Origin of the sequence: Bacillus sp. S71 (assembly GCF_016625265.1) — a bacterium.
GTDB lineage: Bacteria > Bacillota > Bacilli > Bacillales > Bacillaceae_G > Bacillus_A > Bacillus_A cereus.
Genome location: NZ_JACVUW010000004.1, coordinates 14,438 through 41,414, shown reverse-complemented (window position 1 = coordinate 41,414; position 26,977 = coordinate 14,438). Strand labels below are relative to the sequence as shown.

Below are 26,977 nucleotides of genomic sequence, written 5' to 3'. Positions count from 1 at the left end.
GATTGCTAAAAGAAAAAATATAGATTGTATTTAGATATTTTAGTAAGAATGATTGTACCAGAAACTTTTAAAACCCCAATAATAGAGGACTCTTTGGATGTTTTATTGAAGGGATTCAAACGACTTTTAAAAGGTAAAAACATACCTTTAGACAATGTTTCTTCTTCAACAGCAAGTATAGCTTTTAATGTAGAAAATCCATCCATTTTGATTAAGCTTTTTTCAAAAAGGGTGGGTTTCTTCAGTTTATAGGAAAGGTATACTTAACTCATAAAAATTACAATAAAATAGGTAAAAATACCATCGCATCTTTACCTATCCTATAGATAAACAGGTTTTCATAAGAAATAGAAAACTCCACTGAACACTATAAATATATTATTTTAAATTAATTGGTTGTTGTTGAGTAATACAATGTATCATACCACCATTTTTATAAAGCTCTCTTACATCAATCCCCACAACTTTACGATCAGGATAAAGTTTTTGAATCATCTCATTTGCTATTTTATCATTAGGATCATTATAGTTAGGAACTAAGATAACTTGATTCGCTATATAATAATTAATATATGAACCTTTATAATCAAGCTGCTTCCCATTTTCTAATGTAACATTATTCTTGCTTAGCGGCAGATATACATACTTGTACTTATTCCCCTCAGCATCTTTTGCCTGCAACAACTTGTTAATATCTTTATCAGACGTTCCCCATTCAGCTAAATCTTTTTTGTTTAATGTTATAATAGTAGATTTATCGTGGAATTTTGCAAATCCATCAATATGAAAATCAGTAATATCTAAGTTAGGTACTCCATCTAACCAAATAAAATTTGTTACCCCAAGGTCACTAATATATTTTTCAATATCTTTTTCTGACAATTTTGCATTTCTATTTTTATTCGTCACAGCACTTCTAGTTAGTAAAGCAGTTCCATTACCATCTAATTCAAATGCGCCACCTTCAAGAACAAATTTATTCCAATCAATTCTTTCAATTCCTAACTGTTTACTAAGATTCTCACGAAGACGAGCATCTTTCTTATATGGTGTTTTCTTTCCCCATCCGTTAAATCCTGGGTCTAATATCTTTAGATTTTTGTCATTATCATAAACAAAAATTGGTCCAGTATCTCTCGCCCATACATCGTCAGTAGGTGCGATAAAGAAATCAATTTTCCCCATATTTACCCCGTGATCTATTAAAACCTCAGTAATTCTTTCTTTTTCTTCTTGATCATATGCAACAATATGAACTTTTTCGCCTTTACTTAAAGCATTTGTCATTTGAATCCAAATTGGCTCTACTTCTTGCTGATATTTTTGCCCATATGTAAATTCATGAGGCCATTGTAGCCATGTTCCTTCATGTTTGTTTTTTTCATCTGGCATTGTATACTTTCCTATTTGTTTTCGCACCTCTACTTTCTTCATATCTTTTCTTTGCGTTTTTTCAATTTCCTTCGCCTGAACTTTCTCAATCCCCTTCCCTAGAGCATAACCACTGAAAATAGATGTGGTTAGTATAGCACTCATACACAAATTCGTTATTTTTTTCATTTCTTAACCTCCTTTTCTGTCTTACTGTAAACCTTTACATAGTGTGAAGGTCAAGCTTTTCTGTTTGAATTATTTAAATATTTTAAATGTGAAATGTAATTTGAATCGAACTTTATACAAAACAAGTAAGAATCAACTATTTCTACTATAATCATCATTTTTTCATAAAATCTTACACTCTTTTCTTTTTTTATCCTTTTTATACTATGTACTGTATTATTTTCGAAAATAATACAGTACATGAAATTTCATATTAAATACATATTCATTCATTTATTAATTTGTTTATTCAGTTTATATTTAACTATTCAAAAGCAGTTACAATTCTCTCTTTCATTTTCTGTAATACTTCACTGCTCAATACTTTTTGACCAGTAGGAAGTTTTAATATGGCAGCGGCACCTTTACTAAGGTATATTTCTTGATCATTATTTTGATTTACTACCAATATTCCTTGCCCTTCAAATTCGAAATAACTAATATCTTTTGTTTCATTTGTATTATTCTTTATTGCTGTATATAATCCATATAAATCTTTACTTCTATTTTTTCCGCCCGTTCGAATCGGTTCAATATCATTCGCAACAATTAGTCCTTCTGGCTGCTCACCCTTCATAATAAACCACAGCTTTTCATTTGTTGGTAATAGTAAATTCTTAAATTCAGAGCTATTTAAAATTTGCTGTGCTGGAATTGTTGCATAGATTGGTAACGAAAATGGAGATGTTGTTATTTTTTCAAAACTTAAATTTTCAGAAGAACTTCCCTTACTATATTGATAATCTTTTAATGCGATCGATTGTACTGATTCACTTTTATTTTTTGATGCATAACTAATTTTACTAGCGAAAATAATAACGGTCATTAAGCACATGCACGGTATCACAAGCTTAAGTAGTTTTCCCATTTATGAACCCCCGCTTTTAATATTATTAGTTTGCATGGATATTATAAACAGTTTCACTCCACCAAAAATTATTATTGTTATGGAACGTACTGAAATTATGATTATAATGATCACCATACCAAGGGTCCATGTACGTTATATAATCTGTTCCATTTGTCCCTTTATAAAATCCATCAAGTACTACAAAGTGTCCGATGTTAGCTCCATTTTGCCACATAATGAGTGCAATCATCGGCTGATTACTATTAATTTGACTTTTGAACCAATCATACGATTTTGCTCCAGAACTTATAGCTGAGCTAACACCATATCCCGATAATCCATATTGTATTTCACGTGAAGTTGCAGGATTATTATATGATCCACCCTTAACATACCTAACGTACTGATCTTGTGAAGGAGTTTTCCCAAAATAATTTAAAACTGAAACCGAAGTGCCTGCCCAACACCAATTTGATCTTTCTTGTAATATGTTAGGTACAGATAATTTACGATCTATTGATGTATTTGGAGGATTTCCATTAATATACGCTGACGTTACATATACTTTTTTTCCATCTTTAAAATAATAAAACCAACGATTATCTAAATTTCCTGTCCAGTAATCTTTAACCGCTTCACCATACTCCCATCCTTTAAAAGATACTTTTGTATTTCCGGGAATCACATCTACAATATTTGCATTCAAACTTTTTGCCTCTCTAACATTTACATTCAATGGAGCTGTTGTTCCTGTAAATTCAACTTCCTCTGCTATTATTTTCTGAACACCAATAAAACTAAATGTGAAGAACAATAAAAACATACAAACAATAAAATGCTTTCTTCCCTTCATTTCTCCACCCCTTCATCAGTACTAAAAAACATCAACAATTCATCCTTATTAATTGTTCAAGCTTAATATTACATACTAACGAAAAATGACTTCTCATAAAGTGAAACTTTGATCAGTAGTGGTTTTATTCATCCCCCACTGATTGTTAGTTAAACCAATCGGGCTGCTCTGCAAATAGCGGGATAAATTCCAATACAAAAAAGGAGCCTATAAATTTTTATAGGCTCCTTTTTATTTCGTCGTTATTACTTAGCTAATTCTTTTGTACCCTTCATTACATCAATGAAGAATCCCCAGTTATTCACTACAGAAGAGATACTGATATGTTCATCTGGAGTGTGGACGTTAAAAATGTCTGGTCCGAATGAAATTGCATCTAATTCAGGCATTTTTTGAACGAATGCGCTACACTCAATCCCCGCATGCACAGCGAAGATTTCAATTTCTTTATTGTATTTTTCTTGATGCACTTTTTCAAATAAATTACGAATTTGTGAGTTTGGATTGTATGGCCATTCTGGATACTCTGACTCTATTTCAAATGTAGCACCAACTAATTCAGCAATATATTTGATTTCTTCTGCAACATGTTGTTTTAAACTACTTACAGAACTTCGCACTTCGTTACGTAATTTAATTTCATCTTGCAACGTTTCAATAACGCCTAAATTTGTTGAGCTTTCTACAAGACCTTTAATATCCATGCTCATACTTTGAATGCCATTTGGAATTAAGAATAATGATGAAATAAGCTGCTTTTGTGTCTCTTTAGCAAATACTTTTTCAACTTTTTCATCCAATTTTGTCAGTGTAACATGAACATCTGGATCAACAGCACGCATTTCTTCTTGTAATACACGTGTCCATGATTCTAGTTTTTCTTCTACTTGTCCTACATCTTCTGTACGAATTAAAATTGTAGCTACACTTTCACGCGGAATTGCATTCGTTTTTAATCCGCCGTGAACTTCACTTATGTTAAACTCCGTATGTGCTGATAAATCACGTAATACTCGTCCTAATACTTTGTTCGCATTACCGCGTTGTTTATCAATTTCCATACCAGAATGTCCGCCTTTTAGACCACCAACATATAGACGGTATGCATCCATATTCGCTGGCGTTTCATCCCAAATTACGGGAATTGTTTCAACAGCTTTCGCACCACCTGCACTACTTACAAGTAATTTATGATCTTCTTCAGAATCAATATTTATAAATATCTTTCCTTCAAAATGGTTTGGATCAATAGCAAAAGCCCCGCCCATTGTCGTTTCTTCTTCAGTAGTGATAACGACTTCAAGTGCTGGATGCGTAATTTCTTTTGAATCTAATAAGGCTAATGCATACGCAACTGCAATACCATTATCAGCACCTAAAGTTGTTTGATTTGCATATAACATATCCCCAATGATTCTTAATTCAATTGGATCTTTTTCAAAATCATGTACTGTTGCTTGATTTTTTTCGCAAACCATATCCATATGACCTTGAATAATAATAGCTGGTACATTTTCATAACCAACTGTTGCTTCTTTTTTAATAATGACATTTAATGCTTCATCTTGAATGACTTCTAAGTTACGCTCTTTTGCAAAGCCCACTAAATAATCACTAATTTCCTTTTCATTACCTGATCCTCTAGGAATCTTTGAAATTTCTGCAAAATGATAAAATACAGGGTGCTTTGTTAATTGTTCTAAAGTAGAATACATTTTTCAAGCTCCTTTCAAAATGAAAAAATAGTATGTAAGTCTTTTATCATTATACCATGATTCATTATTTTACCTTTCTTTTAACTTTTATTGTTCATTTTATGTAAAACACTCTTACAACATTGTAAGGGCATTGTAATCTATATCGATTTTTCTCATTTAATAATAGCCGTATACTTTTTAAAGAAACACATTAAAGGAGATAAAGAAAATGAAAAAGTTTTTAGCAATTATTACACTATGTTTATTATTTTCTAGTTTTACTATTGGCTGTGAGAGAGCGTCACTAAATAGAATTGGTAAAGATGTATATTACATGCAGATAAAAGGCGAAGGAACTATCGAAAAGGTAGATGGTAGAAACTTACGAAACTATACGCTGCCCGCATATGATGAAGATGGCGTCAAAAAACAAATTACATTTAGAAGTACAAAAAAAGAAAACAATCATAAATTAAATGCAGACGCGTTTTTACGCCTTTATGTAGATCAAGATGATAATAATAAAAATGAAATATCATCAATTGAAGTAAAGTCCTATGAAGAGATTCAGAAAGCAGATTTGCCTGAAAAAATAAGAGAAAAGTTTACTATTAAATAAAAAAACAAAAGAAAATGCTCTATGCATTTTCTTTTTTTCTTTTCACCTGTATATATTTTGAACTACTATTATTCATCAGTTTCTCTAACCGATTTATATTCTCCGTTAATGCACCTTTCACAAGAGAGAAATCTGTATTGGATTCTTCTTTTTTTTCTTTAAAAAACGAAGACTTTTGTACATTGACTTCAGCCATCTCTTCTCCCCCTTTTCAAAAAGATACAACCTTTTATTTATATTATATAGCAAATGTAGAAAGAGTGTACACTTATGATTTTCTTTTTAATTCTTCTTCTAATTCTTCTACTTGCTGCAACGTATCCCCTTTTATTAAAGAGAAATCTGTTGTATCTTCGTTATCTTCTTTAAAAAAATCATTGTCATAATCTTTTACCACTACAATCACCTCTACATGCTAGTGTAGGAATGATTGTCCAATTTTATTCAACTTTGTCGGATTTTGTTTTTAATTTATGTATATAAGAAAAGGACAGAAAAAGATTCTGTCCTTATTTACTAAAATAACTATGATGTATTGTTAAATTATATACATTTTCAAAATCCCGATCTTGCAGGTTATTTTTCTTTCCATCAATAACAATGAAAACGTCACTTACTATTTTTGCTGGTATAATCCCGACATTTTCTACTTGCACCGCTTTCTGCTCATTCAATTGCTCGATATGTTCTAACGGAACGATAATACTAAATTGCGAGCGAATACCACGAAAGTTTGTATTTAACTCTTTCGCGGCTTCAAAAACAACAATTTTCGCGCCAATCTTTTCCCCATATGAATCTAAAAATGCATTTAAGCTCTTTGTATATTCCTCTTCCATATGCCATTCCATCGTACCGAATACTGATGGATTAACATTTTGAATAATTGTCGTGTATATTTCTCCTCTCGCTTTAGATGCAATTAATGATCGTTTTATCGATTGAACTGTCTTGCCAATATCACTAAATTTCGCACCCCATATTTCTGAAATATTAGGTGTTAAAATGAACGCAATATCAACAAAAATAACCATCGCAGTAAACATTAAAAGATTTTTCCAGAGGGTTAAATCGATTCCTTTTATCATGAAATACACAGTGACAGATATGATAAACAAACCATACCAAGTCTTTCTAATACGTTGCTTTTTCTCCTCGTACAACTCCTCATTTTTCCAAAAAAAGAAAACAAGGACTACAAAGACAATCGCTAAAACAAATAAGCCAATTCGAATGTTAGAGATCATTAATCACATCACCCTCCATTCAAAAACTACTCACGATATCATTACATGCGCAAGTTGCTCTCTTTATGACAAAAGACGTGGACAAGCTTCTAAAATTAGCTACATCGCATATATATTAGAAGGTACCACGTCTTTTATCCTGCTATTTGTGGGCAGTAAGACCCCCACTGATTAAAGTTTTACTTTACCATGAGTCTATATTGTATATGTAGACAAGCATTCATTTCAAATTTTCGTATTAAAAAGAAATATGTTTCGGAATTTCCCCTTCAGGTACTTCTCCATCCATACTTAAATAATAATGACGAATCGGACGTAAGTTTTCGTCTAATTCATAAACAAGCGGAATGCTAGTGGGAATATTTAATGAAACTACACCATCACTTGAAAGGTTGTCTAAATATTTTACTAGCGAGCGAATTGTGTTACCGTGTGATGAAATAATTACTTTATTACCACTTTTTAATGTCGGCGCAATTTCTGAATGCCAATAAGTAAGTACTCTCTTCTCCGTATCCTCTAAACATTCAGTTAATGGAAATTCACCTTTTTTGAGTGTTTTATATCTTGGATCATTCGCTTCATATCGAGGATCGTCTTCAGTAAGAGCCGGTGGTCTTACATCAACACTTCTTCTCCAAATATGAACTTGCTCCTCACCATATTTTTGTGCAGTTTCATCTTTATTCAGCCCTTGCAATGCACCATAATGTCTTTCATTTAGCTTCCAAGATTTATGTATTGGGACCCAAGTAAGATCCATCTCATGAAGTACAATCCATAACGTCCGAATTGCGCGTTTTAATACAGATGTATAAGCCACATCAAAAGTATATCCGTTTTTCTTTAATATTGCTCCTGCTTCTCTCGCTTCACTTAATCCATTCTCTGATAGATCAACATCTGTCCATCCAGTAAAGCGATTTTCAAGATTCCATAAGCTTTGTCCGTGACGAATAAGTACAAGTTTTATCATTATAATTCCCCTTTCGGAAATGTGAATTTTATTGTTCCATTGCGTACACGTATAAAGTATCTAGTAATGTATCTTTTTATCCATTCACTCTATGACCAAATCATAGTTGCCAAATGTATGGATAAAATTTGTTCTTTTTCAAACGATAAAAACAGAAGTTTTTTCATTATTTTTGATCGACTGGTAGTTCACGTTTCGTTATCCAAGCATCAAAACCTGATCGGCTATTTGCCATTTCATTCATAACTTGGTGCCAATTGTCCTCATATGATTCACCAAATTTTGAAAAAATAGCACCCATTTGTTGTCTTTGTACATCACTCAGTTTTTTCTCTAAATCTGTACCTTTTTCTGTTAAAGACAACTGTTTCACACGTCGATCATGCATAGCTTCATTACTCTCAATTAAGCCCTTCTCCACAAGTTGACGTAGCGGTCCGTGGAGAGCTTGTTTACTTATTTCTAATAGTGATAATAACTCATTTACACTTATCCCTGGAAAACGTGCGATAAAAAATAAAATTCGATGATGTACTCGTTGAATGCCATATTCTTTTATAATTTCATCTGGCTTTTCAGTAAATGTTTTATATGCAAAATAAAATAATGCTAATGCCTCATTCATCTGTTCTTCTTTATGTTGTGTCATCTACTTTCCCCCTGTATGTAAATTATACCACAATCTAGTAATGAATATTTTAATCAACGCATTAGAACTTATTTAGTCTATTGAAACATTCATTGCATAATTAGGAGATGATTCATTTGAAAAAACAATATACTGTAAGTACATATTTATTGGATAGACTACATGAATTAGGAATTGAACATATATTTGGGGTTCCTGGTGATTATAATCTTGCCTTTTTAGATGATGTGGTAGCACATGAAAATTTAAAGTGGATTGGCAATTGTAACGAATTAAATGCTGCATATGCAGCAGATGGGTACGCTCGCATAAAAGGAATCGCTGCTCTTATTACTACTTTCGGAGTTGGAGAATTAAGCGCTATTAACGGTATTGCTGGCTCATATGCGGAAAACGTGCCAGTTATAAAAATCACGGGTACGCCACCAACAAAAGTAATGGAAAATGGAGCAATCGTCCATCATACGTTAGGAGATGGAAAGTTCGATCACTTTTCCAATATGTATCGAGAAATCACTGTGGCACAAACAAATGTAAAACCTGAGCATGCTGCTGAGGAAATTGACCGTGTTTTACGTGCATGTTGGAATGAAAAACGCCCGGTTCATATTAATTTGCCGATTGATGTATATAATAAACCAATTAATAAACCTACAGAACCAATTTTATATAAACCGATTTTAAGTAATAAAGAAGCGTTGGATAAAATGCTACTACATGCCACTTCAATAATAAATAACGCCAAAAAACCTGTAATTTTAGCTGATTTTGAAGTAGATCGATTTCACGCTAAAGAAAATTTACATCAATTTGTAGAAAAAACTGGGTTTCCCATCGCGACGTTAAGTATGGGAAAAGGAATATTCCCAGAAAAACACCCTCAATTTATAGGGATTTATACTGGTGATGTAAGTTCTCCGTACTTGAGAAAAAGAATTGATGAATCTGATTGTATTATTAGTATTGGTGTGAAGTTAACTGATACTATTACAGGCGGCTTCACACAAGGTTTTACAAAAGAACAAGTTATAGAAATCCATCCCTACACTGTGAAAATTATAGATAAAAAATACGGTCCAGTTGTAATGCAGGATGTTTTACAACATTTAAGTGATTCAATTGAGCATCGTAATAAAGATACCCTTGACGTTAAGCCATTTATTTTAGAATCATCACCTTTTACTGAAGAGTTCATCCCAAAAGCACAAATGGTCACACAAAAACGTTTTTGGCAGCAAATGTACCATTTCTTACAAGAAAACGACGTCTTAATTGTAGAGCAAGGAACACCTTTCTTTGGTAGTGCTGCTATCCCTCTACCTAATAACACTGCATATGTAGGACAACCGTTATGGGGATCTATCGGATATACACTGCCCGCTCTACTTGGTACACAGCTCGCCAATTTATCACGGCGCAACATTTTAATTATTGGTGATGGTTCTTTCCAAGTAACTGCCCAAGAGTTATCAACTATACTACGTCAAAATTTAAAACCGATTATATTTTTAATCAATAACAACGGATACACCGTTGAACGTGCCATTCACGGCCAAAACCAACCTTATAATGATATACAAATGTGGGATTACAATAAACTATCAATGGTATTTGGGTCAGAAGAAAAAAGTCTAACATTTAAAGTAGAAAATGAAGCAGAATTAGCAGAAGTCTTAACAAATATAACTTTTAATAAGAATCAACTTATCTTTATTGAAGTTATAATGAGCCAAAGCGATCAACCTGAATTGTTAGCTAAACTCGGGAAAAGATTTGGTCAGCAAAATTCTTAATATAAAAGCATAACCTAATTATACAATTGGTAGTGTAAAACTTGTTTTGAGAATAGTTTCGACACTCAAAATACATAAGGAAAAGGATGGAAAGCACCATCCTTTTCTATTTTAAGAGCATTCTTCGACTAACGCCCCGTATGACAAGCAAAAATTCTTAATCCATCTTTAACTTTATAGCTTTTGTCGCAATAAATGTTTTAATATGCTTATCTAATATCCTTGTTCCACCAAAATCATCCTCAAAAAAACCTGTTATAACAAAACCAGCTTCAATTTGGCCTTGGATTTGGTCTTCTAAAGTATGCGCATATTCTATTGTTTGATTTGAATCGATGTAATCTTGAACTTCATCCTCTGGTAAATAATCCAATGTTGATGAAGGAATTGAATGTTTAACATCAAGAATACCTTTTTGCTCTTGGTTATCATCAAAAATCCATAGTAACGGATTTGTAAATCCAGCAATAAGAATACCTTTATTCTTTAAAACCCTAGAAACTTCATCCCATACAAGATGAACATCTTTTACAAACAAATTAGAAACAGGATTTATAACAATATCAAAATATTCATCCTCAAAATCACCAAGGTCTGACATATCTCCTTGTACTGTTTTCAAAGTCAAACCATCCCGTTTTGCTACCTTTTCATCTTGTTCCAATTGCTTCTTAGATATATCAGTAACTGTTACATCTGCTCCAGCAGCAGCTAGAACAGGTGCTTGTTGTCCGCCACCTGATGCTAAGCAAAGTATCTTTAATCCATCTAATGACTTTGGAAACCACTTTCTAGGAACTGATTTTTCCGTAGTGACTGTAATCTCCCATTCACCTGATTTGCTTTTCTCAATAACCTCGCTACTTACAGGCTGCGTGTATCTAGAACCTTCTTCAACCTTCTTATCCCATGCATTACTGTTTTGTTGTGTAATATCCATTGCGATTATTCCTCCTAACGATCTAGTTGGATTTTAAGTGTAAACTTATTAACTATTTATGCTTTCCTTTTTCTATTAACCCGCCTGATAGTTCATACATAGTTGTCTATATTTATATTAACAGATAAACACTAATAATTACTAAAAATTCTAAAAAGACACAAAAAAAGCATTCCAAATCTGTTGACAATTGGAACGCTTTTTTATGTTATTTAGTTTTTCAAGCTTTTAACTAAATCCATTAAACAAATAAGCTATGCTTTTTCTTTTTTATTCAGCAAGAGTTAACTGCCAAGATACACCATACTTATCATTTAACCAGCCAAACTTTTTACTAAACGGATAAGAACCTAAAGGCATGAGAATTGCTCCATCCTGCGCTAGTTTATGAAAGACCGTTTCAATTTCTTCTTCTGTCTCACAAGTTACATAAAGAGACATAGCTGGAGTGAATGTAAAATTATGATTTACATAACTATCAATACACATAAACTCTTGGCCATTTAGCGTAAAAGTTGCATGAATTACAGTTCCCTCTTTACCAGGTCCATTTTCATCGTAGCGAGAAATACTTACAATTTCCGATTGATCAAATAGCGACGTATAAAAATTCATTGCTTCTTCAGCTTTGCCCTCAAACATTAAAAACGTAGTAATTTTTTGATTTGCGTTACTCATATGGAGACAGCCCCTTGTTATGTATTTATGTAAAACATACGTCACTCAAAAACCGAACGTATATTCCTATTAATATATTGTCTATAAAAACGATGAGTTTGTCAATTATCTACTTTATTATTTCTTCTTAAATAATGCTGTCCAAAGAAATGATTCTCCAAACATTTCATTCGGTTGTTTCATTTGTTTCATCCTTCTAATCTCAATTACCTCAAATTCTTTAAATATCTCTCTTAACTTTTCTTCCGAGTATGCAAGACCACCTTGTAGACTCCATTCTCTATATACGTCCCAATCTGTTATTTCTGATCCATTTCGCTCATCTAAATCGCCTGCTGCAAAACATGTTAATCCGAAATAACCACCCGATTTTAATGAGTTTTTAATTAAATCCACATAATTTATTCTTCTATGCGGTGGAATGTGATGCAAACAGCCCGAATCATATACAAAATCAAATTCATTTTGAACCTCTAAATTAAAAATTGAATCACAAATAAAATGAATTTCTACCCCTTTTGCCAATGCCCTCTCTTTTGCCCAGTTAATGCCTTCTACAGATAAATCCACTGCTGTTACATCAAATCCTTCATTCGCTAGATAAATTGCATTTCTACCCGGACCACATCCAAGTTCTAATACTTTCCCTTTTAAAACTCTCTCTTTTTGTATATAAGAAACTAGATTCTCATCTGGAACATTTTCAAAAAACGGAACATCCTTTTCTCTATTCTCATAAAACTCATTCCAAAAGGGTTCAGCAGGTCTTAATAATGAATCGAGCATTTTTAAAATATCTTCTTGTGTGTGTAACGTTTCACTTTTCATTTGTACCCTCCATATTTCAATAGTCAGAAAATCATTATATAACTATCCGAACATTCGTACAAATTAAAGCTCCACATTTTATTTTTTCTTTATTTTTTTAATTACTTTAAATACGGTAAATGAAATTATAAACTTTACTCTTATGGTGCAAATGCATACCAACCTAATCTTAAAATACAAAAAGAGCCACAAATTTTGTGACTCCTTCTGCATTAATAATTGTATCAGGATTTTTTATTATATATATCGATTTCTCTATTAACAAACGATATAACTCTTCATCCCAATTACCACTTCACACTTTAACGACCACGTCTTTGCTGACCTTGCTTTGTACTACCTTTTTTATTACTTGGCTTATTAAATGATCGGTTATTTTCATTTCTAGAACTATTTCTCGAACTATTTCTTGAATCACTTCTCGAGCTATTTCTCGAATCACGTCTTGATTCACTTCTTGAACCTTCGCGGCTATCTCTTTGACGATTTTGACCTGATTTCTTCGGAGCCGGCTTTGGTACCGGTTTTCCATTTTCATCTACACGTTTTATCTTCGGTTGTTCGATTATTTCTCTTTGTATTGGTGCACCAAGCGTTTTTTCAATTTCTTCTAAATGTTTTTCATCTTTCGCTGCAACGAACGTAATTGCAAGACCTGATCCACCTGCACGTCCTGTTCGGCCAATGCGGTGAATGTAACTTTCTACATCTTCAGGGATATCAAAATTAAATACGTGCGTTACACCATCTACATCAAGTCCACGAGCTGCTACATCCGTTGCGATTAAGTACTGAATTTTAGCTTCGCGGAAACTCTTCATAACTCTTTCACGTTTCGCTTGAGGTATATCACCATGAAGTTCAGCACAATTATAACCTAGTCCTTTTAAATTATCATAAAGCTTACTTGCTCTAACCTTTGTACGACAGAAAATAACTGCTAAAAATGGCTGATCACGATCCATAACAAAACGAAGTGCATCTGGCTTTGCACGATCTGTTGTCTCAATGACACGCTGTTCAATTGTATCTACCGTTACTTCTTCACTTTGTACTTGAATCATTTGCGGCTCATCCATATAACGCTTCGCCAATTTTTTAATATCTTTTGGCATCGTTGCTGAGAATAACATCGTTTGTTTACTACCAGGTGTCTCATCTAAAATATCTTCAATATCATATAAGAAACCAAAATAAAGCATTTGATCCGCTTCATCTAATACAATCGTTGAAAGATTACTTAAATCAATTGTTTCACGTCGTATATGATCTAATAATCGTCCTGGTGTCGCTACAACAATATGTGTATTACCTTTTAATTTTCTCAATTGTTGTGCTACATCTTGTCCGCCATATATCGCTAGTACATTAATATCTTCTCTTTGAACAAGCATTTTTTTAATTTCAGTTGTAATTTGCAGGGCTAGTTCCCTTGTTGGTGCAACAATTAAAGCCTGAACATCACTAGACTCTGGATCGATTTTTTCTAAAATCGGTAACACGAATGCTAACGTTTTACCCGTTCCTGTTTTCGCCTGCCCAATAATATCTTTACCTGACAGAATAACAGGAATTGCCTTCTCTTGAATTGGTGTTGCTTCTGTAATTCCATTTTCACGTAATGTATGATTAAAAGTTTCACTAATTCCTAATTCTAAAAAGTTTTTCAAATAGACCACTTCTTTTCCTTATTTTTCACATTAGCTTTCATTGTACCATTTGTTTCGCCAAATATGAAAAATAAAAAAATTCTTATCTTCTTTTTTTATATTCATCCTGTACTAGATGAACAAATTCTTTTTGCTTTTTCTCAGATTTTATTAATGCTTCCATGTTAGTAGAAGACAAAATGAACTTCTTAATTTTTCTATTACTCCAAATTAAACTTGTATACTTTGTATCTTCGTGTAGCCTTCGAAACCACTCAAATTCACTTAATTTTGCGATATGGTGTTTCAATTTCATGTCATTTCGAGGATAAAATATAATTACAGGGTGCTAAAATTGAACAAGAAATTAATAAAGATTTTCTGTATATTTTAATAACTAACGAATTTGTTCTAGGACAGCCGAGCTAACTTCCTTGTTCCAAAGGTTATTTCTCACGATTTATATCAATGCTAATAACCGCATGGCTTCCTTTTTGATATTGATAATTGCGTTATAGTCACGACAGATTGTCAGTTTACATAATAGCAGTTCTTTTTTGTTGCCGCAACGACTACACACCTTTGTAGAAGGAAACCATTTATCTATTTTTACAAGCTTTTTTCCTTAGTCGTGTAGCTTATATGCTAAAAATTTCGTGAACATCCGCCAACCGTTATCCGCTACACTCATACCAAAGCGAAGTGCTCATGACATTCCTTTCATATGTATCTCTTCTATTGCTACAACATCAAAATTCGCAGCTAATTTTTTAGACTTATGATGAAGAAAATTTTCACATTGATTGGCGATCTTTTTATGCACCTTCGCTACATGAATGCTTTGTTTATTCCAGCGCTCTGAACCTTTCACACGTCTTGCTAATACTTAATCTTTCTGACATTTGATGATAAAAGCGAGGATAATTGGCTTTCTCATCTTCACTACTCATGTATAATTCAGTCATTACGAAGTCTAATCTAACTACACTTGCTACTTCTTTCTGAACGATTCCCTTTTCAAATTCAGTCAAAATAGCCACGTAATACTTGCCAATTGGTGTCATCGAAATGGCGCATGATTTGATGATATGGTTTTACGATATCTCTCTATGTTACTTAAGTTTCACCATTTTCAATTTTGTTAATTTGATATAACTATAAAACAACATAATATTCCATCCACTCGATTCGTTGTATAAGATTTTCTACTTTACCACTACAAAAATTCTTATACGCAGTTTGCAAATTTAATTACGCATTAGCTAATGCTAATGAATCGACTTCTTTCAACTATTCATAATTAAAAAAGCATGTGGAAAGATACCACCTCTATACTGAAAGACATCGCGAAGGAAAAAAATATTAGTGAGGTTGTATTCTTGAGGGATTTTGAGCTTGAAGATACATACGGAAATAAGAAAAATAAAAATGTCATGAAGATTAATTACAATCGTAAAACAATAAATACATTTAATTTTGATAACTTTTCATCTAATACCATCCCTACTACAGCCAAACAATAATGGCAACATTCTGTTGTAGAAAACAAATAAAGCCGACTCATAGAGTCGGTTTTTTATTTTGATTATCGTTTCAAGGACTAATTTATTTGCATATCGATATAATTCGCAAACGCAAAAGCACAAGTTATCATTTTGTTCTCTCCAGTTCCTTCTCTTGTACCTTGAATTGTACAATTTTGAAGATTAACGCTTGTAACCGTAATTGTTATTGCATTGTTTGGAGTTTCATCATATTCCAAATGTACACTCACGTTGAAACCAGCTGCATTCAAATCACTCGCTAATTTTAAATTACTCGCTATTGCATTGCACAAGCTATTACAATTGTTAGTATTACCTCCACCTGGTGGTTTTGGTGGTTTTGGTGGTTTTGGCAACTTCTCATCAAATCCTTTTCTAATAAATTTTATATTCAATACATAATATTCTTTCTCAAAAGAATTGATTATGGAGTTTGTCCCATAAAAAATTAAAAATTTTATGAGTTTCACATATGGTATTTTACAAACAGGACTTAAACAAAAAAATGCCCCACAGGACGCCTCTTTTTTCATTCATTCTCTTGTATAATGTTTACGAAACATTTCCATAATGCTAGTAGCGGTGTTAGGTGATAGATGAGTATTTTAATAATGGAATGGAACTTTTACTCGATAAAGATTCCTTTTTAGAAAAATATGTTTGTATAAAAATAGAGTATAGAGAATATGAGAACCAAAGATATTATATTTATGCTTTTAATAACGACCTGCCAGAGTGGCATTTTAATAAGGGCAAGTTAACCATAGTTATACAAGATAAAGAAATTATAGATTCAATAAAATCACAAGTATTCTCTCTTGAAATAGGGGGTTTTTTTGAAAATAATGTAAAAAAAGATTTAGAAAGACCGTCTAACACAGAATATACCAAATACTGGATTAGTGAATTTTGGAAGCATATACCTGAAAAAACTAAATAATTGATTGTCGCTTTACGAATTGCACTATTTGTTCTCATGATTGCATCAGCTAGAGTAGCGGCTGTGACGAAAAGAAAAAGCACCACCTTTTTGGCAATGCCTTTAAAACCAACTTTACTTTTTAATTTCCCGTTGTATCCCGCTGCGAATACACCTGTAATATAGTCGATGGCTACTATAATAACGAGAACTTTTAATGTCGTATCCCACTCTCCTAAAAAGTACTCGCAATAGCCACCAAAAGCAGTAATAAAAAATTTTAACAATATATTAACACGTTCCATTCCATCTCTCTTTTTTTACAACTGGTTAAAATTTTTTAATCGATTGCCAAAATTTCCAGATTGCCTACCGTTGTTCTCCCTTTTATTTTTTTCAGCTTGCTTAATTCTTCTTTATCCTGTTTTAACGCTTCTACTAAAGGAGAATTATCATCAATGATATCATTAGCGATTTCCATAAAATTAATAATTTTATGATAGGTCAGATTATTCTCCTCGCAATATTTTTCTAAACTAAAATAGGATAACTTATTTAAGTCATTTAGCATTTTTATCGTTTCTAAAACTTTAGCCCATCCTAAAATACTCATTTAAAACAACTCCTTTAAGTTTATTGTTAACTTATTTTCCCCGAAAGAACCATATTTATTCTTTCAAAAATAAAAAGAGAGACTATAATAACGCCTCTCTTATTTTTTATTAGTTTAAAATAATAAACTCATCTTCCCCTATGACCTTTGTTTAAATATATAGGTCTCTTATACATATATATTTAAATTTTACGGAAAATCGTTTTTTTATTGTTTTATAGAGAAAATCTTCCTCCATGATAGCAATAATACTGTGCTGCTTTAAAACTTTTAATCCTATTTAAAGACTGTTTCGCTTTTTCTATATCCAAACAAAAATTCGGATTAGCTATTACTAACTCACGATTCTCTTGAACAGCCGCATCTCCCGTAATTACACAATCTAAATTCGGAAAATATAATGAAATATGCCCCGAGGTATGTCCTGGCGTTGCCACTACTTGACATTCATTATTCAAAATCATTTGACCATCATGTACTTTTTCATCGACGGAAATATGTTTTATATTTTTTAACTGTTGTATAAACCATTTGCCAAATTCTTTTTCTTCATTTGGCATACGTTCTAACATTTCTTCAGCTTGAACTAACCTCTCTGATTTTATATCACCATTAATATAGTTAGATTCAATTTCACTAGCAATAACATTAATATTTGGATATTTCACTTTAAAATCATATACAGCCCCTATATGATCGTCATCATAATGGGTAATAATTATATTCTTTAAGTTTTTCATCTCATATCCATGTTTTAATATTGCATTTTCAATTAAAGGTAAAAAACTTGGATATCCTGTATCAACTAACGTTAATTCATTATGTAATATAATTAAACTTGGATAAATACATTGTTTTTGCCCGTTAAATTCGAATTCAATTGGTAGTTCTATTATTTTCATTTTTCTTCCCCCATACCGCTTATAAAATGCATAATAATAACTAAATCACCCACATACATTTTACAATATATATAATATGTAACGGAACACTGTGAATCGTTTCATAATCCAAATTATATTATTTTGAACAGGTATTCCCCTATTTTTATGGAAATATATAATTAAGAAAAACAATAAAATTGATTAATCTCTCACTTCTTTGTCCATCCTTTTAAAAAATCTATGTTTTTGTAAAAGGAGTGTTTATATGGAGAAACAGACACTTTGGAAAAAGTTCAAAAAAAGCTCTGTAAACCTCGGTAAATCCAGCGTATATGAAAGTATTATTTTATTCTACACAATGAAAAAGAAAGAATTACCTACTAAAGCAAAATTCATAATATTAGCCGCTTTATCTTATTACGTATTAACAATCGATTTCATTCCAGATATAGCTGCTATTATTGGGATTGGCTTATTAGATGATGTTTTAGCAATCGCTGTAGCGCATAAATACGTTATGAGACACGCAGATGCTGAAATTCGAGAGAAGAGCAAAGTAAAGATGGAGTCATTATTTACTTCAGCACAAGCATAATTAAACTATCTAGTCATTTACCATGAGAGCATTGCAGAATAAATTCCTAAACAGTAAAAGAATTTCTCTTAGTCCTCAAACCGTAAACAAATAGGGTGTCAGCACTTATTCCTAAGTTCTGGCACCCTTTTATTTGTTCTTATTTCTATCTGTTATACAGTTGCATGTGTCCCCTTATACAAAACTGCTATTGCCGCGACTATAAGGATCATACCCATAAAAGCAGGTGCAGCATGACCAAGCGATACATAGATTTGCCCTCCAATAATAGGACCAATCATTCTTGCTAAAGCTTGAATAGATTGGCTTCCACCTTGAATCCTTCCTTGTTCACTAGAACTAACAGACTTTGAAAGCATCCCGTTGAATGAAGGTCCGAAAATTGAATCCCCAAAACCATACATCAGCATCCCAACGATAAGTAGTGGATAGAGTGAAAACAAAGCTGATGCCGCAATAAAACTGTATCCTATAATCTCCGAAACCATCCCAAGAATTGCTATTTGTTTATCACTAAGCTTAATCAAAAGCTTTGGCATGATAAAACTTTGTGAAACAATGTCTTGAAAACCCAAAATTGAAAACATAAGTCCGATTAATGCAGGTTTCCAACTGAAAGTATCCATTGTAAATTGCGTGAAAATTGCTTGTAAAGATCCGTTAGGTATCCAAAGTAAAAACGCTGAGACAAGTAACCACTTTAAATTTTTCATGGAAAGTATGTTTGCTAGCTGTGCAAAAGGATTTAACCTTACAAAAGTAATCTCTTTCAACCTATTATTTTTTTCAAGGCTCTCAGGCATATATTTGATTCCATATACAACATTTATTAACGTTATGATTGCACCAAAATACATAGGTACAGTATCACCAAACTTGGCAAGTATCCCCCCAATGGTTGGGCCAATGATAGTTCCCGCACCTACAACTGCACTCACCCATCCAAAGTATTTCGTTCTCTGCTCTTTTGGAATAATGTCTGCAAAATATGCGAAGATAGTACTTATGCTCCCGCCTGTTATTCCTTCTATTATGCGTCCAGCAAATAGTACCCATAAAGCTCCTCCTATACCAAAAACTAAGTACCCAATTGCAGAACCAAATAAGCATATTAAAAGTAATGGACGACGCCCATATTTATCGCTTAAAGCTCCGAGTACTGGGGCAGCTAAAAACACGCAAGCCGCATATACGGAAGTTAGTAGTGTAACAACTAATGCTTGTTCTTCTGGATTACTTATATATGGCTGTACTAAGAATGGAACTACAGGCATGATGATACTGAAACCTATACCACAAAGAAATACAGAAATAAGTCCGAATAGTAAAGCATGTTTATCTATGTTTTTTTCAGTTTCCCTTTCATTTTGTGATCTAAATATAGACATTTAACTTCTCTCCTCAAAACATTTTTGTTGCTTCGTCAATAAAAATGATAACTCCATTTTGTTGATTAGTCAACAAAAATAACATAATAAAAAAGCAGCCTATTCTCATTAGAGTAAGGCTGCCTTTTCATTATTAAAATGTATTACGATTTAATATGTATACCTTGTTTCTTTATTTCCGCATCCAAATGTCTACTATACTTTTCCACAAAGCTAATTATACTGTTGAATTCTTCTTCAGTTACTTGCTCAAATACAGCTTTATCCCGCTCTTGAAACTCTTTATGCAAATTTTCATGGATTTTATAAATTTCTTTCCCTTGTTCGGTAAGCCTAAAATAAATTTCTTTCTTATTTTCTGACTTTTGGTAGCTTTCAACAAGGCCTTTTTGTATGAGCTTCTTAGTCATTCTACTTATAGCACCGCGAGTCACATAAAAAGCCTCTGCGAGTTGTGTCACGTTAGAATCTGCATTGTTTTCAATATATTCAATGCAGTGGACTTCAGAAGACTTAAAACCTTTAAGACCTTCTTCCATCTTATCTTTATTAAGCCAAACCAGCTTATTATAAAATTCCCTGAAACCGTTCATGACCTGTTCTTCTTTATTCATGACCTGCCCTCCTCACCGCTCATTAGCATATTAAAACTATTATATTAAATTTCTGCTTATGTTTCGACAATATTGAAATAATTATTGTAACATTCAAGATATGTGTAAAAATTGGCGCTTAAATAAAACAATTCATTAAACAGCAAATTTATTGCTACTTACAGTAAACGGTAGACAAAAAGTAAGAGCTAAGATCATTTCTCTTAGCTCTTCTTTTATAAAACTATTTCACTTCATTAGCGACAAAAAAGTGCTCACATACACTTGATATGCGCTGTAAGTCCACGTTCCCACCGGATATAACAGCTACTACTTTTTTCCCTTTTATATAACTATCAACTTTTCCTGCAAGAAGTGCAGCAGTTGCTAATGCACCTGCACCTTCTACAACAGCTTTCCCACGTTGTAATAAATCTTTCATCGCTACTTCCAGTTCTTTTTCTGATACAGTTACAATATCATCTACTAATTCTTTTACAATTTCAAATGTTAATTCCCCTGGTATTTTAACTGCGCAACCATCTGCAATAGTAGGTGCCTCATAATGTTCTACGATTGCTCCTTTATCGTAAGATGCCTTCATTCCATGAACATTATCTGCTTGGACACCAATTATATTAATCGATGGATTAAAAGATTTCAATGCTACAGAAATACCAGAAATAATTCCGCCTCCACCTATTGGTACAATAACAGTATCTACATCCCACATATCATCAAGAATATCTAATCCAATTGTACCTTGACCAGCCATTACCTCTACATCATCATATGGATGTAAGTATGTCTCACCTGTTTCCCTTATAATTTCTTCACATTTTGCCTTTGCATCATCAAAGGTTTCACCATGTAAAATCACTTCAGATCCATATCCTCTAGTTGCTTCAACTTTCGCCTGCGGTGCAGAAATTGGCATAACAATTTTACTCTTAATACCGAGTAAATGAGCAGATAATGCAACTCCTTGTGCATGATTACCTGCTGAACATGCAATTACACCTTTTTCTTTTTCTTGATCCGTGAGCCGCGACATTTTATTAAATGCGCCACGGAATTTAAAAGAACCCGTTAATTGCATATTTTCTAATTTCAAATGAATTTCTCCGCCCGTTTTACTAGTCAAGTAAAAAGATTTTACTAATGGCGTTTTACGAGCATTTCTATCTAGAATCTTGTGAGCTTTTTTAATATCGTCTATATGTAATGGTAGTTTTCTAGTTATCATACTTACACCTCTTCCAATGTTCTATTCCTAAGTTTTCGTAAGTCGTAGCTCCTTTATACGAAAAGAAAAAGTCTTTATATATGTACCCCACTCTGAAATAAACACATTTGCAAACAATTTAACATCCTCTTCATATCACGTTCTTTATAATGATTCAGGCATGCAATTTGGATCCAGTTATTCTTTTGTAAATACGCTGATTCATAATGGACAATATATCCTTGTAAAGCTAACGCATCACCTACCGTTTTAGAAGACTGACCTTCGCTTAATTGAATTGTAAATATAATTTTCGTGGCATGTTCTTTAGGTGAAACAAGCTTTAACCCCATATCAGTAATAACTTCTTCAATATACTCGTATGTCTCTTTAATTTTTACAAATACCTTTTCATCTTCAAATCTCTTCAACGCTTCTTGCAATGCATAAATTAAATTCCATGATTGTGAGTATGGAATGCTTTCATTTTCTTCATACATACCAATGTCCATATAGGCCGGCACAGCCTCGTTTATTTTTACAATGTGGTTATGAAAAACGAAAGAAATTCCTGTATATGATTTAATCGCTTTACCGCTAACACCACTTGCAAAATACACATCCTTTAAGTCTAATGGTATTGCTCCAATTGAGCTTATGCAATCTACACATAGTTTTATTTGATTCTCGTTACAAAGAGTGTTTAGCTCGTTTAAATCGTTTAACATTCCAGTAGATGTTTCATGATGAACAAACCAAAGCCATTCATAATTTCCAGTTGTCATGATTTCTTCTAATTCGGTATAAATAAATGGATCTCCCATTTCCTTTTTATAAGTATCAAAATGTAACTGTGCTCGTTTTGCATGTCCAACTAATCTATTACCAAATTCCCCATTTGTTAATACTAGTCCTTTCCCTTTTAAAGAACGTAACTGTAAAGCGATCGCATCATTTGCTAACGTCCCTGTTCCTAACATAAGCTGTACATGTTTTGCTTTTGTCATGTAAAGTAACCGTTTTTTCACATTGTCCATCATCACTTGAAATGACTTAGAGCGATGCGAAATAGGCCGCGTAGAAAATGCCTTTCGAACGTTCTCTTCAATATCTACTGGACCAGGTAAAAACGTATATTCTTTCGTCATAATCCCCCCAACGCTCGATTCTTCAAACATAGCAGGGGTAACATACATTGGCTGAAAGGCCGCTTCTTCTGTACCAACTAACGTATGGAAAACTTTGAATCCCATTTGCTCATATAAAGCTAGTTCACGTGTTGTTGCAGAAATGAGTGCTAATTCATATCCATTTAGAAGCAAATAACGATGTAGAAAACGGATTAATCCTAACAACGCTCTTCCATTCCTATATTCACGTTCTACTGAAAGTAAACGAATTTCATACACTTTTTCTCCATGCTCTTGCAAATAAACATCTAAATTTGAAATTTTATAATCTAACGAGAATGGTCGTTTTCCCCGCACCGCGACCATACCTACTAATCTATCCTCATCTAAACAAATTAAATATGTATTTTCTTCATGAAACCGATCTATACGATACCGGTCTTTCGTTTCTTCATGTTGCGGAATCTCTTCTACAAAAGTTTTATAATTTAATTTATGTATACTTTCAAATTCCCAATCTTGATCAGCAACTTTATAAATTAACCCCATGCCTTATCTCCTTTATCTATTTAATAAAAAATGATAAGTGGAGATTATCCCCACTTATTAAACATTTATTTTATTCTCGATTTACATATAGAATAAGTACAATAATCATTCCACTTAAAATAGTCGTAACAACAGAATAAGAATAAAGAATCATACAAATTGGTAAACAAGCAATCGTAATTAGTCCTGGCTTCGTAAATCCTTTGAATATTAAATAAAATACAATAAAAATGCCTATGAGGGTAAGCGCTATCAAATAATCAAATGCAATTAATCCTCCAATAAATGTTGAAATACCTTTACCGCCCTTACCTTTAAATAAAACTGGGTAAATATGTCCAATAATAACGGCCAATAATGTTAACATTACGAATGTAGGGTCTTCAAACAGATATTTTGCAACAGTAACAACGATTGCCCCTTTAATCGCATCCCCAAAAAATGTAGCGATGAAATACCCTTTTCCATATACGCGCCCCATATTTCTTGCGCCAGGATTTCCGCTTCCTTCATCCCTAATATCAACGTTATGTCTCAATTTTGTTACTATATAAGCGGTCAATATGTTTCCAATTAAATAAGAAGCCACCAAATATAAAAACTGCATACTATTAATCATGTAATCATTCACTTTCTAAATAGGAATACATATACAATATTCAATTACTACGTATATTGTACGTTTTTAACATACATCCCTTTATACATTTTAACATCATATTTTTACAAATCATACAAAAATTCTCATGCGCTATTTTTAAAAATATATATCCCTCATTAAATAATATGTTCCTTTCACTGCCATTTCTGCTTGTGATACGAATGTAATTTCTTTCATACTTTCTTCACAGCATTTCTTAAATGCAGCAAATATTTCAGGAACTAAACGCAATATACTGCCACTTACTGCAATTGGAGTTGAGCGCTTAAATTGCATCTTGTTATAAACATCTACCGTAATTCTTGCTAATTCCTTTCCAGCTCGCATTATAATTTCATGCGCATCATCATTGCCATTTCTCGCTGCCTGAATAACTAATGGCGCGATTGCTGCAATTTTATCTTTAGAAGAAGTATATACTAAGCTTTTTATATGAGACGGTGTCAAAAGTTGAAACTGCCTTTGAATATTCAAACTCAATGGACAAAGGCTGATTCCTTGATCGAATTGAATTGTCATTTTCTTTAAAGCTTGTAATGCAATCCAATATCCGCTCCCTTCATCACCTAAAATATGTCCCCATCCACCGCTATACTCATTCACTTCTCCTTTCTTTCCGATACAAATTGCCCCTGTACCACCTATAGTTAATATTCCATCCTTACCTTTTAAAGCAGCTGCATGCGCGATCATTGCATCATTAAAAATTTCAATTTTTGTTCCGTATTTCTTTTTTAAACGTAATGTTAATTCATTTGTATTCGCTCCGCTTATACCAGCTAATCCTAAACAAATACAAACGCAATGCTCATTTATTAAATTCTTCTGGCATTGATTAATTGCTTCCATAATATGCAAAAGCGCCTGATCAAAATCTATTAATACATTTCCAAATCTGCTCGTACCTCTTACAACTTCATTTCCATTTTGATCAAATGCAATTGCCTCTGTCTTCGTTCCCCCGCCATCTACTCCAATCATATACTTCATATATTCGCCTCATTTTCATTTACATATTGGAGAGAATGTTACATTCCCTAAAACCACGGAATTCTTAGCACCTGTTGCGCTCGGCACATTACTCGGATTACGATGATACGTTTCGTTTGCTAAAATAGCAAATGCAATCGCTTCTTTCGCTGCTGAAGAATGACCAATATCCTCTTGTATACATATACTACATTTCTCTTCTCTTAATCCATTCCGTATCATTTCAACAAGTGTATTATTATAACTTCCACCACCACCTAAAATCACCTCATCAATGTCATAATACGGTAAAATACACTCCTTATAATGATGAACAATTGAACATGCTGTAAACATCGTGACAGTTGCCAATATATTTCTTTTACTATGCTTTTCAAATCGATTTAATAATTCAGTCACAAACGCTTCTCCAAACTGTTCTCTACCTGTTGATTTTGGTGGTTTCACGTTCAAAAATGGATGGTTCATACAGTATGTTAAAATTTCATCTACAACCACCCCTTGACTTGCGATCCAACCATTTTGATCATATGGTACATGAAATAATCTTTGACATACTTCATCGATTACCATGTTACCTGGTCCAGTATCAAAAGCAATAACACTCTCATTACTTCGTTTACTTGGAACCACTGTAACATTACCAATCCCGCCAATATTTTGCAGTAGTCTATTTTTAGTTTGATGCCGATATAAAATAATCTCTGAATATGGTACAAGTGGTGCACCTTGTCCCCCTGCCGCCATGTCCATCGTTCGGAAATTCGAGATAACCGTCGTGTTCGTTTCATATGCTATTACTGCTGGTTCCCCAATTTGCAACGTTGAAGAAATAATATTCCCTTCTTGCTTTGGCTGATGATAAATCGTTTGTCCGTGAGAGCCTATTAAATCTAATTGTATCAAAGGAAAATTGGCCTCTTTACAAACTTCCTTTACAGCATTGGCGAAGCATAAACCAAGTTTAAAATTTAAACTACATATAAGTTGGACATTCGAACTTTCAATTGATAACGCTTGTTGGATCTCATTTTTCATATCATTACAAAATGGAACAGTAGTAAAATGGATGAGTTCGATTTTAGAATCTACACCACTTCCTTCTAAATGAACGAGCGCTACATCTATTCCATCTAATGAAGTACCAGACATTACCCCTGCAATATACATAACGTGCATGACCTCCTATTTACTAAAAAACAATCATGTAAGTAACGAACGTACAACCAATCGAAAACAATATAAATCTAAAAAACAACTGAGCTTTCGATGCAAACGATCCATCAATGAAAGAAACAACTACCGTAAGCAAAACGCTTGCCGCAATACTTGTAACAAGCCAGATACTATACATTTGTGATAGATTTAGCATGCCTAATAAAGGGACAAAAAGTAAATTTGCACAAATCACTCCAAATAATAATAAAAATACGCCTTTATAACTAAATTTTATATTCATTCTATTTCCCCCTTTCTAGTTTTAATGTGAAAGAAGTGATAGACAAAAA

At 32.9% G+C, this 26,977-nt stretch carries 30 protein-coding genes and 1 pseudogene; 4 read left to right on the top strand and 27 right to left on the bottom strand.

The genetic code is table 11. From position 1 onward, the window contains the following. Positions 1-48: 48 nt before the first annotated feature. Positions 49-252 carry a hypothetical protein gene (locus IBT51_RS10550; protein WP_154816433.1) on the top strand — a complete coding sequence of 68 codons (204 nt, stop codon included), beginning with the start codon at positions 49-51 and terminating at the stop codon, positions 250-252. A gap of 126 nt (positions 253-378) precedes the next feature. Here IBT51_RS10550 and IBT51_RS10545 read toward each other — a convergent pair whose 3' ends face one another. From IBT51_RS10545 to pepD, 4 genes are all read right to left on the bottom strand, one after another. Next, positions 379-1,560 (bottom strand): agmatine deiminase family protein, encoded by a 1,182-nt coding sequence (locus IBT51_RS10545; RefSeq protein ID WP_023521943.1) that lies wholly within the window; start codon positions 1,558-1,560, stop codon positions 379-381. Between the two features lie 304 nt (positions 1,561-1,864). After that, positions 1,865-2,467 carry a hypothetical protein gene (locus IBT51_RS10540; RefSeq protein ID WP_200458357.1) on the bottom strand — a complete coding sequence of 201 codons (603 nt, stop codon included), beginning with the start codon at positions 2,465-2,467 and terminating at the stop codon, positions 1,865-1,867. 25 nt (positions 2,468-2,492) lie between these two features. Further along, a complete protein-coding gene (locus IBT51_RS10535; RefSeq protein ID WP_053564490.1) occupies positions 2,493-3,302 on the bottom strand; it encodes a C39 family peptidase in 810 nt (269 codons plus the stop codon). A 245-nt stretch (positions 3,303-3,547) separates the two neighbouring features. Further along, on the bottom strand, positions 3,548-5,017 hold the full coding sequence (pepD, locus tag IBT51_RS10530) for a beta-Ala-His dipeptidase (protein WP_200458358.1): 1,470 nt from the start codon (positions 5,015-5,017) through the stop codon (positions 3,548-3,550). Positions 5,018-5,228: 211 nt separating this feature from the next. Here pepD and IBT51_RS10525 point away from each other — a divergent pair, with 211 nt between their 5' ends. After that, positions 5,229-5,618 carry a YxeA family protein gene (locus tag IBT51_RS10525; RefSeq protein WP_000713869.1) on the top strand — a complete coding sequence of 130 codons (390 nt, stop codon included), beginning with the start codon at positions 5,229-5,231 and terminating at the stop codon, positions 5,616-5,618. 19 nt (positions 5,619-5,637) lie between these two features. On the opposite strand, the gene spoIISB is transcribed toward IBT51_RS10525, so the two are convergent. The 5 genes from spoIISB to IBT51_RS10500 form a co-directional block, all read right to left on the bottom strand. Next, a complete protein-coding gene (gene spoIISB / locus IBT51_RS10520) occupies positions 5,638-5,814 on the bottom strand; it encodes a stage II sporulation protein SB (protein WP_088024060.1) in 177 nt (58 codons plus the stop codon). Positions 5,815-5,886: 72 nt separating this feature from the next. Next, a complete protein-coding gene (locus tag IBT51_RS10515; protein ID WP_000237818.1) occupies positions 5,887-6,015 on the bottom strand; it encodes a hypothetical protein in 129 nt (42 codons plus the stop codon). A 112-nt stretch (positions 6,016-6,127) separates the two neighbouring features. Beyond that, a complete protein-coding gene (locus IBT51_RS10510; RefSeq protein WP_200458359.1) occupies positions 6,128-6,865 on the bottom strand; it encodes a type II toxin-antitoxin system SpoIISA family toxin in 738 nt (245 codons plus the stop codon). A 238-nt stretch (positions 6,866-7,103) separates the two neighbouring features. After that, positions 7,104-7,841 carry a 2,3-diphosphoglycerate-dependent phosphoglycerate mutase gene (gene gpmA / locus IBT51_RS10505; RefSeq protein WP_053564492.1) on the bottom strand — a complete coding sequence of 246 codons (738 nt, stop codon included), beginning with the start codon at positions 7,839-7,841 and terminating at the stop codon, positions 7,104-7,106. A gap of 166 nt (positions 7,842-8,007) precedes the next feature. Further along, positions 8,008-8,490: a MarR family winged helix-turn-helix transcriptional regulator gene (locus tag IBT51_RS10500; RefSeq protein WP_053564493.1), complete on the bottom strand. Its 483-nt coding sequence runs from the start codon at positions 8,488-8,490 to the stop codon at positions 8,008-8,010. Between the two features lie 107 nt (positions 8,491-8,597). Between IBT51_RS10500 and IBT51_RS10495 the strand changes: the two genes are divergently transcribed. Next, on the top strand, positions 8,598-10,283 hold the full coding sequence (locus IBT51_RS10495; protein ID WP_078401833.1) for an alpha-keto acid decarboxylase family protein: 1,686 nt from the start codon (positions 8,598-8,600) through the stop codon (positions 10,281-10,283). A gap of 157 nt (positions 10,284-10,440) precedes the next feature. On the opposite strand, the gene IBT51_RS10490 is transcribed toward IBT51_RS10495, so the two are convergent. The 10 genes and pseudogenes from IBT51_RS10490 to IBT51_RS10445 all read right to left on the bottom strand — a co-directional run bounded on the left by IBT51_RS10490 (position 10,441) and on the right by IBT51_RS10445 (position 18,356). Beyond that, positions 10,441-11,223, bottom strand: a complete 783-nt coding sequence (locus IBT51_RS10490; RefSeq protein WP_053564495.1) for a class I SAM-dependent methyltransferase — start codon at positions 11,221-11,223, stop codon at positions 10,441-10,443. Between the two features lie 270 nt (positions 11,224-11,493). Continuing rightward, entirely contained in the window at positions 11,494-11,901 is a 408-nt protein-coding gene (locus IBT51_RS10485) for a VOC family protein (protein WP_000063589.1), read from the bottom strand. A 117-nt stretch (positions 11,902-12,018) separates the two neighbouring features. Next, positions 12,019-12,729 carry a class I SAM-dependent methyltransferase gene (locus IBT51_RS10480; protein ID WP_053564497.1) on the bottom strand — a complete coding sequence of 237 codons (711 nt, stop codon included), beginning with the start codon at positions 12,727-12,729 and terminating at the stop codon, positions 12,019-12,021. A 302-nt stretch (positions 12,730-13,031) separates the two neighbouring features. Then, positions 13,032-14,408 (bottom strand): DEAD/DEAH box helicase, encoded by a 1,377-nt coding sequence (locus tag IBT51_RS10475; RefSeq protein WP_088024071.1) that lies wholly within the window; start codon positions 14,406-14,408, stop codon positions 13,032-13,034. A gap of 73 nt (positions 14,409-14,481) precedes the next feature. Next, a complete protein-coding gene (locus tag IBT51_RS10470; RefSeq protein ID WP_200458360.1) occupies positions 14,482-14,694 on the bottom strand; it encodes a hypothetical protein in 213 nt (70 codons plus the stop codon). 144 nt (positions 14,695-14,838) lie between these two features. Then, a pseudogene (locus IBT51_RS27010) lies at positions 14,839-15,668 on the bottom strand (RNA-guided endonuclease InsQ/TnpB family protein); the annotation flags it as partial. A gap of 310 nt (positions 15,669-15,978) precedes the next feature. Beyond that, the gene (locus tag IBT51_RS10460) at positions 15,979-16,455 is read right to left on the bottom strand and encodes a hypothetical protein (protein ID WP_200458361.1); all 477 of its coding nucleotides are present in this window, start codon (positions 16,453-16,455) and stop codon (positions 15,979-15,981) included. 175 nt (positions 16,456-16,630) lie between these two features. Then, positions 16,631-17,146, bottom strand: a complete 516-nt coding sequence (locus IBT51_RS10455; protein ID WP_200458362.1) for a phage holin family protein — start codon at positions 17,144-17,146, stop codon at positions 16,631-16,633. A 35-nt stretch (positions 17,147-17,181) separates the two neighbouring features. Continuing rightward, entirely contained in the window at positions 17,182-17,454 is a 273-nt protein-coding gene (locus IBT51_RS10450; protein ID WP_065212739.1) for a hypothetical protein, read from the bottom strand. A gap of 215 nt (positions 17,455-17,669) precedes the next feature. After that, positions 17,670-18,356: an MBL fold metallo-hydrolase gene (locus IBT51_RS10445; protein ID WP_200458363.1), complete on the bottom strand. Its 687-nt coding sequence runs from the start codon at positions 18,354-18,356 to the stop codon at positions 17,670-17,672. Between the two features lie 247 nt (positions 18,357-18,603). On the opposite strand from IBT51_RS10445, the gene IBT51_RS10440 reads away from it, so the two are divergent. After that, the gene (locus tag IBT51_RS10440) at positions 18,604-18,933 is read left to right on the top strand and encodes a YkvA family protein (RefSeq protein WP_000415089.1); all 330 of its coding nucleotides are present in this window, start codon (positions 18,604-18,606) and stop codon (positions 18,931-18,933) included. A gap of 152 nt (positions 18,934-19,085) precedes the next feature. Here the strand turns inward: IBT51_RS10440 and IBT51_RS10435 are convergent, their stop codons facing one another. From IBT51_RS10435 to IBT51_RS10400, 8 genes are all read right to left on the bottom strand, one after another. Further along, on the bottom strand, positions 19,086-20,321 hold the full coding sequence (locus IBT51_RS10435; protein WP_200458364.1) for an MFS transporter: 1,236 nt from the start codon (positions 20,319-20,321) through the stop codon (positions 19,086-19,088). A gap of 143 nt (positions 20,322-20,464) precedes the next feature. Next, the gene (locus IBT51_RS10430; RefSeq protein ID WP_200458365.1) at positions 20,465-20,935 is read right to left on the bottom strand and encodes a MarR family transcriptional regulator; all 471 of its coding nucleotides are present in this window, start codon (positions 20,933-20,935) and stop codon (positions 20,465-20,467) included. Positions 20,936-21,158: 223 nt separating this feature from the next. Next, entirely contained in the window at positions 21,159-22,160 is a 1,002-nt protein-coding gene (gene tdcB, locus IBT51_RS10425) for a bifunctional threonine ammonia-lyase/L-serine ammonia-lyase TdcB (RefSeq protein ID WP_061661061.1), read from the bottom strand. 74 nt (positions 22,161-22,234) lie between these two features. Then, complete coding sequence (locus IBT51_RS10420; protein ID WP_200458366.1) at positions 22,235-23,818, bottom strand: aminotransferase class V-fold PLP-dependent enzyme; 1,584 nt, start codon at positions 23,816-23,818, stop codon at positions 22,235-22,237. A 70-nt stretch (positions 23,819-23,888) separates the two neighbouring features. Beyond that, the gene (gene plsY / locus IBT51_RS10415) at positions 23,889-24,437 is read right to left on the bottom strand and encodes a glycerol-3-phosphate 1-O-acyltransferase PlsY (RefSeq protein WP_075719135.1); all 549 of its coding nucleotides are present in this window, start codon (positions 24,435-24,437) and stop codon (positions 23,889-23,891) included. Positions 24,438-24,575: 138 nt separating this feature from the next. Further along, positions 24,576-25,469, bottom strand: a complete 894-nt coding sequence (locus IBT51_RS10410; protein WP_088024084.1) for a BadF/BadG/BcrA/BcrD ATPase family protein — start codon at positions 25,467-25,469, stop codon at positions 24,576-24,578. Between the two features lie 15 nt (positions 25,470-25,484). Further along, entirely contained in the window at positions 25,485-26,639 is a 1,155-nt protein-coding gene (gene anmK / locus IBT51_RS10405) for an anhydro-N-acetylmuramic acid kinase AnmK (protein ID WP_200458367.1), read from the bottom strand. Positions 26,640-26,661: 22 nt separating this feature from the next. Beyond that, positions 26,662-26,928, bottom strand: a complete 267-nt coding sequence (locus tag IBT51_RS10400) for a hypothetical protein (RefSeq protein WP_049107814.1) — start codon at positions 26,926-26,928, stop codon at positions 26,662-26,664. Positions 26,929-26,977: the final 49 nt, after the last annotated feature.